Genomic DNA, 13,420 nt, shown 5'->3' with positions numbered 1-13,420 from the left:
GACGACTGGGGGGCGTACACGGCGAGCCGGGGCGCCTACTTCGACATCACGGCGGACGCGCCGGGTCATGTGTCGCGTTCGTACCGGGAGTTGGCGTGGCTGTTCGCGTCCGGGACCTGGCGGGACGGGGAGTCGGCGCGGCTGCGGGCCGGCTTTCGGGCACGGTTCTGCGAGTTCGACGACGGGCTGGCCGCCGAGCGGGTCGTAAGGACACTGATGCTGGGCGAGCGGATGCCGGAAGGGGCGCTCGGGACGGAGGACGAGCCCGGGTCGGAGGGCGCCGGCTCGCTGCTGGACGCGGCTGACGGGCTCACTCGATGAGGTGATGTGAGGCAATGCCGTTGACCCGATCGGGAACATACGGCAAATGCCCCAGACCCATACGAACCCCTACGTCGGAAAGGCGGCCGTCGGCACTCTCGCCCTCAGGGCGGTGCGCGGCGCCACCGCGCTGCGCGGCGGCCGAGGCCCACGTCCGACGCCGTACCAGGTCTTCGGGTTTCTGTTCCTGCTGGTGATGCTGCTGGCGTACTGGGCCGTGCCGCTGTGCTGCGACGCCGGCCAGCACGCGGCGGTCGTGGAGCGTCTGAGGGCGGATCTGCTTCACCCGCGCCATCCGATGGCGGACCTGCCGGGCACGGGCAGCCCCTACTACTCGCCGTACGCGGTCGCGCAGGGCGTGTTCGCCCGGCTGACCGGGCTGAGCGGCTGGGAGGTGGTACGGCTGGCCGGTGCGCTGAACCTGGTCGTGCTGCTGACCGGCATCGGCCGCCTCGTGCGGACGCTGACGCCCCGGCCGTGGGCGCCGGTGCTGGCGCTGGGCGCGATGACGCTGCTGTGGGGGACCGAGCGGGCCTGGTGGAGCGGGTACCTCAGCCTGATGTCGATGACGGGGAACCTCGGCTACCCGTCGGCGTTCGCCATCGGGCTCACCTTCTGGGCCTGGGCGTTGACGGGGGCACGGGCCCGGGGGCAGCGGCCGGTGCGGTACGTCGGGCCGAGCGGGCTGCCGGGGGTCGGCGGATACGCGGGGCTGGGCGCGCTGTACGGGGTGATCCTGCTGGTGCATCCGATCACCGCGCTGGCGGCGGCGCTGGGGGCGGTGGCGTTCGTCGCCGGGTGGCAGCGGGGGTGGCGGGCCGCCGTGGTGCTGCGGTGGGGGGTGACGGTGGGCACGGCGGTGCTGCTCGCCTGGTCCTGGCCGTACTTCGATGTGTTCGCGCTGGCCGGCGACGACAGCGTGGACGGGATTCACCGACGGCTGTACGAGCAGCTCTTCGGGCAGTTCTGGCTGGCACTGCTGGGGCTGCCGGCGCTGTGGCCGCGGTGGCGGAGGGGTGGCCGCCGGGATCCGCTGGTGCTGCTGTTCGGCCTCGACTGCCTGGTCGTGGCGTACGGCTGGGTCAGCGGCCACTACACCTACGGCAGGATCCTCGGGCTCACGCTGGTGCCGCTCCAGTTCGCGCTGGCGGTGGAGCTGGCGGCGCCCCGGCCGTGGGGCAGGGCGCGCCGGATGCTCGGCGGGGCCGCGGCGGCCGGGGCCTGTGTCGGGTTCCTCACCGTGCAGGGCGGGGCGGTGGTGCCGCGTGCGCTGGATCCGGTGGGGCTCGAACAGCCGTCGCGCTGGCCCTCGTACGCCTGGGTGGCGCGGTATGTCGGGAAGGGCGAGGTGGTGATCTCCGACGGGCACTACGCCCCTCGGTCGATCCCCGGGTACGGGCCGAACCTCGCCGCGCCGATCTGGCCCGACCCCGCCCTGGACGAGCGGGAGCGGGCCCGGCGGCTGGCCGACGTCCGTGCCTACCTCTCCCCCGGGTCGACCCGCGCCGAGCGCACGGCCGTCGCCCGGCGCCACCACGCGCGCTGGCTGCTGCTGACGCGGTGGAAGCGGGTGCCGGAGGAGGCGGTGGTGGTGGCGTGGAGCCGGGAGACGGGGGAGGTGCTGGCGCGGATCGGGTGACGGTCCGCGCGCGGTGGAGTTACTCGATGACGAGGTCGACCTCGATGTTGCCGCGGGTGGCGTTGGAGTAGGGGCAGACCTGGTGGGCCTGCTCGACCAGCTTGCGGCCGGTCGTCTCGTCCAGGGTGTCGGGCAGCTCGACGCGGAGGGTGACGGCCAGGGCGAAGCCCTCGCCCTGCTTGCCTATGCCGACCTCGGCGGTGACGGCGGCGTCGGAGACGTCGACCTTGGCCTGGCGGCCGACGAGGCCGAGGGCGCTGCCGAAGCAGGCGGCGTACCCGGCGGCGAACAGCTGCTCGGGGTTGGTGCCCTGTCCGCTGCCGCCCATCTCCACCGGGATGCCCAGCGGGAGGTCGATCTTGCCGTCGTTGGAGACGGCGCGGCCCTCGCGGCCGTGGGTGGCGGTGGCGACAGCGGTGTAGAGCGCGTCCATGGAAATCCATCCCTCTCGGAAAGTCGTGACGAGCGACTCGAAGTCGCGGTGGTGCGGCCCGCCCCGCTTGCTCGGGCCGCCGCACGACCACAAGTAGAGCACACAATTCAATTGCGCACAACTAAGTGACGGGCGCGAGTTACCCTGGAGTCATGACGACCACGCCCACGGCGGACTGGCTCCGCCTCGACCAGCAGATCTGCTTCTCCCTGCACGCCGCCTCCCGTGCCTTCGGCGGCGTCTACCGCGTGGTCCTGAAGGACCTGGGACTCACGTATCCGCAGTACCTGGTGATGCTGGTGCTGTGGGAGCACGGCGATCTGCCCGTGAAGAAGCTCGGCGAACATCTGCGCCTCGACTCCGGCACGCTGTCCCCGCTGCTCAAGCGACTGGAGGCGGCGGGCCTGGTGCGCCGCGAGCGCAGCGCCCGCGACGAACGCTCGGTGGAGGTGCGGCTCACGGACGAGGGCACCGCGCTGCGCGAGCGGGCGTTGCAGGTACCGCGCCGGATCGCCACGGCGACGGGCTTCGGCGCGGACGAGATCGGCGAGCTGCGGGAACGACTGGACGAGCTCACCGCGGCCCTCGACGCGGCAGCACTGCAGGAGACGCCCGGTCAGGGCGCGTGACCGGGGCGGCCGTGCGGCGGACCGGTCTACGGGGAGTCATGTCGGCGGTCCGCGACAGACTCCGCCGCCTGCTTCACTGTCACTGACGCAGACTGACACCGACCGACCACAGGCCACTGACGAGGGGACGGCCGCACATGACCTGGCTGATCACCGGCGGCGCCGGTTACATCGGAGCGCACGTCGTACGGGCGATGACCGCAGCGGGCGAGCGCGCCGTCGTCTACGACGACCTCTCCACCGGCCTCGCCGACCGGGTGCCCGACGGCGTCCCGCTGGTGGTGGGCTCGACCCTGGACGGCGAGCGCGTCGCCCGCGCCATCGCGGCCCACCGCATCACCGGTGTCGTCCATCTCGCGGCGAAGAAGCAGGTCGGCGAGTCGGTCGACCTGCCCCTGCACTACTACCGGGAGAACGTCGAGGGCCTGCGCGTCCTCCTGGAAGCGGTGACGAAGGCGAACGTACGTTCCTTCGTCTTCTCCTCCTCGGCGGCGGTCTACGGCATGCCGGACGTCGACCTGGTGACGGAGGAGACGCCGTGCGTGCCGATGTCGCCGTACGGCGAGACCAAGCTGGCCGGCGAGTGGCTGGTACGGGCGACGGGCCGCGCGACGGGCCTGTCCACGGCGTCGCTCCGCTACTTCAACGTGGCCGGCGCGGCCGCCCCCGAACTCGCCGACACCGGCGTCTTCAATCTCGTCCCGATGGTCTTCGAGAAGCTGACGGAGAACGCGCCGCCGCGCATCTTCGGCGACGACTACCCCACCCCCGACGGCACCTGCATCCGCGACTACATCCACGTGGTCGACCTGGCGGAGGCCCATGTGGCCGCGGCCCGCGCCCTCCAGGCCTCGCCCGGCCACACCCTCACCCTCAACATCGGCCGCGGAGAAGGCGTTTCGGTCCGCGAGATGATCGACCTCATCAACGCCGTCACCGGCTACGACCGCCCCCCGACCGTCACCCCCCGCCGCCCCGGCGACCCGGCCCGAGTGGTCGCCTCCGCCGACCGCATCGCCGCCGAGTTGGACTGGAAGACCAGACACGACGTCCGCGACATGATCACGTCGGCGTGGGAGGGCTGGGTACGGCTGCATCCGGGGGCGGCGCGGAGCTGACGTAGCCTCGCGGGGTGACCGAGCCCGTCCGCCCCCTCCGCATCGAGCGCGCCCTCGGCGCCGTCATCGGCTCAGCCGTCGGTGACGCGCTGGGCGCGCCCTTCGAGTTCGGCCCCGAGGGCGCCTTCTCGGCCCGCTTTCCGGAGCCGGGGCAGGGCGGTGAGATGTGCGGCGGCGGGGGCTGGGAGCCCGGTGAGGCCACCGACGACACACAGATGGCCGTACTCGTCGGGGAGTCGCTCCTTGAGTGCGACGGGCTCGAACTCCCGGACGTCTTCCGGCGGTTCCAGCGCTGGGCGGCCGCCGAGCCGAAGGACATCGGCCTCCAGACGGAAGCGGTGCTGAGCAGCGGCGATCCGTGGGACCTGGCGGCCGCGCTGCACTACCAGGTGAGCCAACGCGCGGCGGGGAACGGCGCGTTGATGCGGGCCGCCACCTCCGCCGTCCACTTCGCCCGCCACGGCCGCGAGGCCACCATGGACGCGGCCCGCCGACTCGCCGCCCTCACCCACGGAGACCGAGCGGCCTGGGAGGGCACCGCCGTCTTCCACGAGCTGGTCCGCGTGGCCCTGGCCGGCGGCGATCCCCTGACCGCCCTTCCGGACACCCTCCAGGCCGTCCACCCGGACCACCGCGACCGCTACGCCACCGTCCTGGCGCCCGACTGGCACCCTGACCTGGCCACCGAATTCAACGGCGCCGTATGGCCCTGCCTGGGCTCCGCCGTCTGGGCCCTGCGCACCACCTCCACCTTCGAGGACGCCGTACGCGCGGCGATCGACCTCGGCGGGGACACCGACACCGTCGCGGCCGTGACCGGCGGGCTGGCCGGCGCGGTCCACGGCATCGCGGGCGTGCCGACGCGGTGGGCGACAGCACTGCACGTACCGCTGCCGGGGTTCGGCGCACGTGTGCTGCGGGTGGGTGACTTGGCCGAACTCGCGCGGCGGCTGAGCGGCTGAGCGTCTCCTACGAGTGGCGTTGTCTCGGCGAGCACGACCCGCACGGCGGTCCGCCCTTGTTCACAGCGCCTTGAGCGCCTGGGTGGTGGTCCGGGCCAGGGTGTCCAGATAGCCCTTGGGGAGCTTCCGGGTGCGGGCCACCACCATCCGCCAGTACAACGGCCCCGAGATCAGGTCGAGCGCCAACTCGCCGTCGACGCCGGCCCGCACCTCGCCGCGCTGCTCGGCCCCGACCAGGATCTTGCTGGCGACGCCCTCCTGCCCCTGCTCCAGCGCCTTCTGCAGCGCCTCGGCGATCTCGGGGTTGCGGGCCGCCTCGGCCTGGAGGTCGGGGATGATCTGCGAGACCACCGGGTGCCGCAGGGCGCGCGAGGTCACCTCGTACAGCATCCGCAGGTCACCCTCCAGCGAGCCCGTGTTGGGCGTGGGCAGCCCCATCACCGCGACCGCCGAGACCACGTCCAGCACCAGGTGCAGCTTGGAACGCCAGCGCCGGTACACCGCGGTCTTGCCGACGCCCGCGCGGCGCGCGATGCCCTCGATCGACATGCGCGCGTAGCCGACCGCCGCCAGTTCCTCGAAGACGGCCGCCCGAATGGCCTCCGTGACGTCCTCGCGGAGCACGGCCGCCCCCGCCGGGGTCCGGCGGCGCGGACGCGTCTGGGACTGGTCGGCGTTCGTCGTCATGCCGACCAGCATAGGGCGTTACGACGATACGGTCCCGTCCCCACGCAGCCGTAACGTCGCTCACGTCACGACGAAACGGTTGCGTTCCGACGCCCACTCGACCTACGCTCACGTTGCGACGATACGGTCCCGTCCCGACGTAAGAAAACGTGAAGAGAAGCGTAAGGAACCGCCGAACCAACGCCCACCTTCACCGCAGCCCCCTCCCCCCGAGTGAAAGCAGCGGATGTGACCCAGGCCCTCCACACACCGCCCCCCACGGCCCCCGCCCCACCCCAGGCCCACGACCTCGCGGCCCTCGCCGCCCGGCACGGCCTCGCGGTCAGCGGTGCCCGTCCCTCCCTGCCCGAGTACATCCGCCAGCTCTGGGCGCGCCGCCACTTCATCAGCGCCTTCGCCACCGCCAAGCTCACCTCCCAGTACAGCCAGGCGAAGCTCGGCCAGGTGTGGCAGGTCATGACGCCGTTGCTGAACGCGGCGGTGTACTACTTCATCTTCGGCAAGCTGCTCGGCACCAGCCACGGCGTGCAGGACTACATCCCGTTCCTGGTGACGGGCGTCTTCGTCTGGACCTTCACCCAGAGCTCGATCATGGCGGGCACCCGCGCGATCTCCGGCAACCTCGGCCTCGTTCGCGCCCTGCACTTCCCCCGGGCCGCGCTGCCGATCTCCTTCGCCCTGCAACAGCTCCAGCAGCTGCTGTTCTCGATGGCCGCTCTGGTCGTCATCCTGCTCTGCTTCGGCATTCCGGTCGCCGCGTCCTGGGCGCTGGTGCTCCCGGCACTGTTCCTGCAGTTCACCTTCAACGCTGGTGTCGCGATGGTCATGGCGCGGATGGGCGCCAGGACGCCGGACATCGCCCAGCTGATGCCGTTCGTGCTGCGCACCTGGATGTACGCGTCCGGCGTGATGTTCAGCATCAGCCACGTCACCAGCGGCCACAAGGGCCTGCCGTCCTGGGTGCCCGAGCTCCTTCAGATCAACCCCGCCGCCGTCTACATCGACCTGATGCGCTTCGCGCTGATCGACAGCTTCCACGGGAGCCAGCTCCCGCCGCATGTGTGGGCGATCGCGACGGGCTGGAGCCTGCTGGCCGGCGTCGGCGGCTTCATCTACTTCTGGAAGGCTGAGGAGACGTACGGCCGTGGCTGAGCACCCGAACCCGCAGCACCCCACCGGCGAGATCCGCACCGGCGAGGTCCCCACCGTCATCGCCGACAACGTCGACATCGTCTACCGCGTCAACGGCACGGGCGCCGGCCGCGGTTCCGCCACCGCCGCCCTCAACCGCATCCTGCGCCGCAAGCAGGCCGAGAAGGCGGCCGGCGTGCGCAAGGTGCACGCCGTCAAGAAGGTCTCCTTCGTGGCGTACCGGGGCGAGGCCATCGGCCTGATCGGCACGAACGGCTCCGGGAAGTCGACCCTGCTCAAGGCGGTCGCGGGCCTGCTCCCCGTGGAGAACGGCCAGATCTTCACCGACGGCCAGCCCTCGCTGCTCGGCGTCAACGCGGCCCTGATGAACGACCTCACCGGCGAGCGCAACGTCTTCCTCGGCGGCCTCGCGATGGGCATGACCCGTGAGCAGGTCAAGCAGCGCTACCAGGAGATCGTCGACTTCTCCGGCATCAACGAGAAGGACGACTTCATCACCCTGCCCATGCGCACGTACTCCTCCGGTATGGCCGCCCGGCTGCGCTTCTCCATCGCCGCCGCCAAGGACCACGACGTCCTGCTCATCGACGAGGCGCTGGCGACGGGCGACCGCTCCTTCCAGAAGCGCTCCGAGGCCCGGATCCGCGAGCTGCGCAAGCACGCGGGCACGGTGTTCCTGGTCAGCCACAACAACAAGTCGATCCGCGACACCTGCGACCGCGTCCTGTGGCTGGAGCGCGGCGAGCTGCGCATGGACGGGCCTACCGACGAGGTCCTCAAGGAGTACGAGGCGTTCACGGGCGACAAGGCGGCCAAGCCGAAGCCCAAGCCCGCGCCGGTCGCTTCGTAGCCGGTCGCTTCGTAGGGCGGCCCCCGATTGACGTGAGGGCGCCCCGGGCTGTGACAGCCCGGGGCGCCCTCACGCGCGTACGCCTTACGGCATCACACCGCTCACGTGTGCGTCCGCAGCAGCGTGCGCATCGTGCGCATCGCCACCGACAGGTTCGCCAGGTCGAAGGCGTCCGAGCCGCGGATCTCCTCCAGGGTCGTACGCGCACGGCCCAGGATCGCGCCGTTCTTCTGCTCCCATGACTTGAAGCGCTGCTCGGGCGTCGCCGTGCCGTTGCCGGCGGCGAGGACGTCCGAGGTCAGGGCCGCGTGGGCGGCGTAGAGGTCCTCGCGGATGGAGGCGCGGGCCATGGACTGCCAGCGGTCGGCGCGCGGCAGCTCGATGATGCGGTCCATGAGCTGGGTGATGTTCAGCCGGTCGGCGAGGTCGTAGTAGACCTCGGCGACGTCCATCGGCTCCTTGCCCATGCGGTCGGCCACCGAAACGATGTCGAGCGTCGGGAAGGCGGAGGAGAACCCGGCGACCCGCGTGGCGAGCTCCACGGGGACTCCGGCGCCGGTCAGCTCGTCGTGGATCCGCTGGTACCACTCCAGATCCTCGCCGCGCAGCAGCTTCGGCAGCTGCGACCACACCTGCTCGACGCGCTCACCGAAGAAGTCGATCGTGTCGGCGAGCTGGAGCGGCTGCGGCCGGTTGTTGAGCAGCCAGCGCGTGCCGCGCTCGACGAGCCGGCGCGAGTGCAGCCGGATCCGGGTCTGGACGGCGGCCTCGACCTTGTTGTCGAGCGCCTCGACCGCGTCCCACACCTCCGCCGAGCGGAAGATCGAGCGGGCCACGGTCTGCGCCCGGACGATCTCCTCCAGCGAGGCACCGGTCTCCTCGCGCAGCCGGTGCAGATACGTCGTACCGCCCGTGTTGACCGTGTCGTTGACCAGCACGGTCGTGGTGATCTCACGGCGCAGCGGGTGGCTGACGAGGTGCTCCGGGAACCGCTCGCGCAGCGCCGTCGGGAAGTACGCGTGCAGCAGCGTGCTCAGGTACGGGTCGTCCGGCAGCGAGGTGTGCAGCAGCTCTTCGGCGACCGTGATCTTCGTGTACGCCATCAGGACGGCCGTCTCCGGGCCGGTCAGGCCGTGGTCGGCGTTCAGGCGCTCGCGGATCTGGCGGTCGGTGGGCAGGAACTCCAGCGCCCGGTCCAGGTGACCTTCCCTGACCAGGTGCTTCATAAAGCGCTGCTGGGCGTGGAGCATGGCGCTGGACTGGGCCAGCGCGTTGGCGATCGCCGTGTTCTGCGCGTAGTTGTTGCGCAGGACGAGGTGGCCGACCTCGTCGGTCATCTCGGCGAGCAGCTTGTTGCGCTGCTTGACGGTCATGTCGCCGTCCGCGACCAGGCCGTTGAGCAGGATCTTGATGTTCACCTCGTGGTCGGAGGTGTCCACGCCCGCGCTGTTGTCGATGGCATCGGTGTTGATCTTGCCGCCGTGCAGCGCGAACTCGATCCGGCCGAGCTGGGTCAGACCCAGGTTGCCGCCCTCGCCGACGACCTTGACCCGCAGGTCGGCGCCGTCGACGCGGATGGCGTCGTTGGCCTTGTCGCCGACGTCGGCGTGCGTCTCGGTGCTCGCCTTGACGTACGTACCGATGCCGCCGTTCCACAGCAGGTCCACCGGCGACTTGAGGATGGCCTTCATCAGCTCGGCCGGGGTCATCTTGGCGATCTTGCCCTCGATGCCCAGGGCCTCGCGGATGTGCGCGTTGACCGGGATGGCCTTCGCGCTGCGCGGGAAGACACCGCCACCGGCCGAGATCAGGTCGGTGTTGTAGTCCTCCCAGCTGGAGCGGGGCAGCTCGAAGATGCGGCGGCGCTCGGCGTAGGAGGTGGCCGCGTCCGGGTTCGGGTCGATGAAGATGTGCCGGTGGTCGAAGGCGGCGACCAGGCGGATGTGCTCGCTGAGCAGCATGCCGTTGCCGAACACGTCACCGGACATGTCGCCGATGCCGACGACCGTGAAGTCCTCGCTCTGCGTGTCCACGCCCAGCTCACGGAAGTGCCGCTTGACGGACTCCCAGGCGCCGCGGGCGGTGATGCCCATGCCCTTGTGGTCGTAGCCGGCCGAGCCTCCGGAGGCGAAGGCGTCGCCGAGCCAGAAGTTGTACTGCTCGGCGACCCCGTTGGCGATGTCGGAGAAGGTCGCGGTGCCCTTGTCGGCGGCGACCACGAGGTAGGTGTCGTCCTCGTCGTGCCGGACGACGTCCGCCGGGGGCACGACCTCGCCGGCGACCATGTTGTCGGTGATGTCGAGCAGTGCCGAGATGAAGGTCTTGTAGCTGGCGACGCCTTCCGCCAGCCACGCGTCGCGGTCCACGCTGGGGTCCGGCAGCTGCTTGGCGACGAAGCCGCCCTTGGCGCCGACCGGCACGATGACGGTGTTCTTCACCATCTGCGCCTTGACCAGGCCGAGGATCTCGGTGCGGAAGTCCTCACGCCGGTCGGACCAGCGCAGACCCCCTCGCGCGACCTTGCCGAAGCGCAGGTGCACGCCTTCGACGCGCGGCGAGTAGACCCAGATCTCGTACGCCGGTCGCGGCGCCGGCAGATCCGGGATGGCCTGCGGGTCGAACTTCATGGAGACGTAGTCGTGCGGGTGACCGCCCGCCGCCTCCTGGAAGAAGTTCGTCCGCAGCGTCGCCTTGATGACGGTCAGGAAGGACCGCAGGATCCGGTCCTCGTCGAGGCTCGCCACCTGGTCGAGCGCCGCGTCGACCTCTTCGAGGAGCGCGTCCACGATCTCCCGGCCCGCGCGCTGGCGGTCCGGCGACATCCGCGCCTCGAACAGGGAGACGAGCAGCCGGGTGGTGTGGACGTTGTTGCGGAGGGTGTCCTCCATGTAGTCCTGGCTGAAGGTGGAACCGGCCTGGCGCAGGTACTTCGCGTACGCCCGCAGCACCATCGCCTGCCGCCAGGTGAGCCCGGCGCCCAGCACCAGGGCGTTGAACCCGTCGTTCTCCGCCTTTCCGGTCCAGGTGGCGGCGAAGGCCTCGGAGAACCGCTCGCGCGCGTCGTCGCCGAGATAGTCACCGCCGCCCGCCGCCGGGGCCATGCGCAGACCGAAGTCGTAGATCCAGGCGACACTGCGGTCGGAGCAGCGCAGTTCGTACGGCCGCTCGTCCACGACCTCGACGCCGAGCCGGCTGAGGACCGGCAGGACGGCGGACAGGGAGACGGCCGCGCCCTTGCGGTAGATCTTGAACCGGCGCTCCTCGGGGGCGGCGCCGACCGGCTCGTACAGGCTCAGCGAGAAGTTGTTGTCCTCGGTGAGCTGCTCGATGTGGACCAGGTCGGCGACGGCCGAGCGCGGGGAGTGGTCGGCCTTGTAGCCCTCAGGGAAGGCGTTGCCGTAGCGGCGCACCAGCTCGGCGGCGCGCTCCTCGCCGAGCTCGGCGTTCAGCGCGTCCGCGAAGCCGTCGGCCCAGGAGCGGGCGGCCTCGACGAGACGCGCCTCGATGCGCTCCTTGTCGGCGTCGGACAGCTCCGGCAGCTCGGTGCCCTGCGGGACGCGGACGACGAAGTGCAGCCGGGAGAGGATCGATTCGGTGTTCCAGGCGGTGAAGTCGACGCTGGTGCCGCCGAGCTCCTCCTTCAGGATGTCGATGATCCGCAGGCGCACACCGGTGGTGTAGCGGTCCCGGGGGAGGTAGACGAGGGCCGAGTAGTAGCGGCCGTACTCGTCCTGGCGCAGGTAGAGCCGCAGCCGGCGGCGCTCCTGGAGGTACAGCACGGAGGTCGCGATGCGCTGGAGCTCGTTGACCGGCGTCTGGAAGAGCTCGTCGCGCGGGTACGTCTCCAGGATCTGCAGCAGGTCGCGCCCGTCGTGGCTGTGGGGCGAGAACCCGGCGACCCGCAGCACGTCGTCGACCTTGCGCCGGACGACCGGCACACGGCGGACGGACTCGGTGTAGGCGGCCGAGGAGAACAGGCCGAGGAAGCGGCGCTCACCGACCACCTCGCCGTTCTCGTCGAACTTCTTCACGCCGACGTAGTCGAGGTACGACGGCCGGTGCACGGTCGCCCGGCTGTTGGCCTTGGTCAGGATGAGGAGCTTGTGCTCGCGGGCCTTGGCGCGGGCGTCCGCGGGCAGCCGCTCGAAGGACGGGCTGACCGGGTGGCTGTCGGCCTCGGAGTGGTGCGGGTCGGAGCGCAGGATGCCGAGGCCGGTGCCCGGCACGGCGGCCAGCGAGTCGTCCTCGCGCAGCTCGTACTCGCGGAATCCGAGGAAGGTGAAGTGGTCGTCGGCCAGCCAGCGCAGCAGCTCACGGGCCTCCTCGACCTCCTGCTCTCGCAGGTCGGAGGTGGGCTCGCCGGGCAGTTCGTCGGCCATCCGCAGGGCCGCGTCCCGCATCTTGCTCCAGTCCTCGACGGCCTCACGGACGTCGGACAGGACGCGCAGCAGGTCGGCGGTGATCTGCTTGAGGTCGCCGCGGTCGGTCTCCCGGTCGATCTCTACGTGGATCCAGGACTCGGTGTGCGTGTCGTGCGGCAGCTCGCCGGAGGGCGGCGCGGTGAGCACCTCGATGAGCTTGCCGGTGACGTCGCGGCGGACGAAGACCTGCGGGTGGATGACCACATGGATCCCCCGCCCCTGCCGCGTCAGCTCGTTGGTGACGGAGTCGACGAGGAAGGGCATGTCGTCGGTGACGACCTCGACGACGGAATGGCTGCACGTCCACCCGTTCTCTTCCACGGTGGGCGTGTGCACCCGCACGTTGGCCGTGCCCTGGGGGCGGTTCTCGGCCAGCCGGTAGTGCGAGAAGGCGGCTCCGAAGATGTCGACCGGGTCGCGGTCGGTGAGGTCCTCCGGGGCGGTGTGCAGGTAGTAGCGCTGGAGGAACGAGAGCACGGTGTCGTGGTCCGGGGTGCCGGGGCTGCTCTCGTCCGTGGTCCCAGTCGGTAGATACCCCCCGACCGGGCTGTTCTCAGCTACCCGGGCGGCCCTCTCGAGCAGCTCGGCCTTTGCTTCGTCCAGCTTGGTCTGCATTGTCCTCTGGCTCCTGTCGCGCGCCGTTGCGTGACGTTGAAGGAAGTACGGTGGCTTCCCCTCCGGTGTAACGCCGCGACGCGGGGTGTCCGGTCTGGTTCGACGCTATGCCGCGAGGTGGGATGAGCGGGGTTATATGAGCCAATCTTGAGCTGCCCGCGGGGTGTGACGCTGCTCTCTGCGACGCCCGGTCCCACGGTGCGCATGGCTTGCCGGGAGCCCTTTCGGCTCCCTCCCGCCCGCGAAGACCAGCGACCGCCGCCCGGCCACGGATGTCGTCCGTGGTCGCCGGGCGCAGGGCAGGGGCGACGATGCCCCCGCGAGCTATCGCGCTGATCACGCCACTAAGGCTATCGCTCCTTACAGGGCCCCCGTCATGAGCCGTATGTGTACAAATCCAGGGGTGGAACTTTGACGTTCTGCACAGGGACAAAGGGGGTGGGGAGGGCGTAACTGGCGGGGTCGGGTACGGAGGAGGAGGCTGGAGGGGGCTGGGGTGCCGGGCCGGGGTGGCGCCTGCACCGATGAGGACGGGTGAGAACGGGTGAGGGCGGGGCCGAACACAGGCCATCCGGAGGCGAGCCGTGTCCGAA

The 13,420-nt window shown here is 70.8% G+C and carries 10 protein-coding genes; 7 read left to right on the top strand and 3 right to left on the bottom strand.

Annotation, left to right across the window (positions count from 1 at the left end; translation table 11 throughout):
* Both ACZ7NC_RS40460 and ACZ7NC_RS40455 read left to right on the top strand, forming a co-directional pair.
* Positions 1 to 321: CDP-glycerol glycerophosphotransferase family protein (locus tag ACZ7NC_RS40460; RefSeq protein WP_471496423.1), on the top strand; the 321-nt coding region annotated here is incomplete at its 5' end.
* Positions 322 to 367: 46 nt separating this feature from the next.
* On the top strand, positions 368 to 1,960 hold the full coding sequence (locus ACZ7NC_RS40455; RefSeq protein ID WP_471496421.1) for a hypothetical protein: 1,593 nt from the start codon (positions 368 to 370) through the stop codon (positions 1,958 to 1,960).
* Positions 1,961 to 1,979: 19 nt separating this feature from the next.
* On the opposite strand, the gene ACZ7NC_RS40450 is transcribed toward ACZ7NC_RS40455, so the two are convergent.
* Entirely contained in the window at positions 1,980 to 2,393 is a 414-nt protein-coding gene (locus ACZ7NC_RS40450; protein ID WP_471496419.1) for an organic hydroperoxide resistance protein, read from the bottom strand.
* A gap of 152 nt (positions 2,394 to 2,545) precedes the next feature.
* Between ACZ7NC_RS40450 and ACZ7NC_RS40445 the strand changes: the two genes are divergently transcribed.
* The 3 genes from ACZ7NC_RS40445 to ACZ7NC_RS40435 all read left to right on the top strand — a co-directional run bounded on the left by ACZ7NC_RS40445 (position 2,546) and on the right by ACZ7NC_RS40435 (position 5,102).
* On the top strand, positions 2,546 to 3,022 hold the full coding sequence (locus ACZ7NC_RS40445) for a MarR family winged helix-turn-helix transcriptional regulator (protein WP_471496417.1): 477 nt from the start codon (positions 2,546 to 2,548) through the stop codon (positions 3,020 to 3,022).
* A 137-nt stretch (positions 3,023 to 3,159) separates the two neighbouring features.
* Positions 3,160 to 4,140, top strand: coding sequence for a UDP-glucose 4-epimerase GalE (galE, locus tag ACZ7NC_RS40440; protein WP_471496415.1), 981 nt, complete (start codon positions 3,160 to 3,162; stop codon positions 4,138 to 4,140).
* A 14-nt stretch (positions 4,141 to 4,154) separates the two neighbouring features.
* On the top strand, positions 4,155 to 5,102 hold the full coding sequence (locus ACZ7NC_RS40435; protein ID WP_471496413.1) for an ADP-ribosylglycohydrolase family protein: 948 nt from the start codon (positions 4,155 to 4,157) through the stop codon (positions 5,100 to 5,102).
* Between the two features lie 60 nt (positions 5,103 to 5,162).
* On the opposite strand, the gene ACZ7NC_RS40430 is transcribed toward ACZ7NC_RS40435, so the two are convergent.
* A complete protein-coding gene (locus ACZ7NC_RS40430) occupies positions 5,163 to 5,801 on the bottom strand; it encodes a TetR/AcrR family transcriptional regulator (RefSeq protein WP_471496411.1) in 639 nt (212 codons plus the stop codon).
* 216 nt (positions 5,802 to 6,017) lie between these two features.
* On the opposite strand from ACZ7NC_RS40430, the gene ACZ7NC_RS40425 reads away from it, so the two are divergent.
* Both ACZ7NC_RS40425 and ACZ7NC_RS40420 read left to right on the top strand, forming a co-directional pair.
* Positions 6,018 to 6,941, top strand: coding sequence for an ABC transporter permease (locus ACZ7NC_RS40425; protein WP_471496409.1), 924 nt, complete (start codon positions 6,018 to 6,020; stop codon positions 6,939 to 6,941).
* A complete protein-coding gene (locus tag ACZ7NC_RS40420) occupies positions 6,934 to 7,791 on the top strand; it encodes an ABC transporter ATP-binding protein (RefSeq protein WP_471496407.1) in 858 nt (285 codons plus the stop codon). The genes ACZ7NC_RS40425 and ACZ7NC_RS40420 overlap by 8 nt, the downstream gene beginning before the upstream one ends.
* 101 nt (positions 7,792 to 7,892) lie before the next feature.
* On the opposite strand, the gene ACZ7NC_RS40415 is transcribed toward ACZ7NC_RS40420, so the two are convergent.
* On the bottom strand, positions 7,893 to 12,827 hold the full coding sequence (locus tag ACZ7NC_RS40415; RefSeq protein WP_471496405.1) for an NAD-glutamate dehydrogenase: 4,935 nt from the start codon (positions 12,825 to 12,827) through the stop codon (positions 7,893 to 7,895).
* Between the last annotated feature and the right edge of the window lie 593 nt (positions 12,828 to 13,420).

It is taken from the genome of Streptomyces sp. NPDC111802, assembly GCF_055634335.1.
The sequence above is the reverse complement of the archived record's forward strand: the minus strand, read 5'-3'. Positions and strand labels throughout refer to the sequence as shown.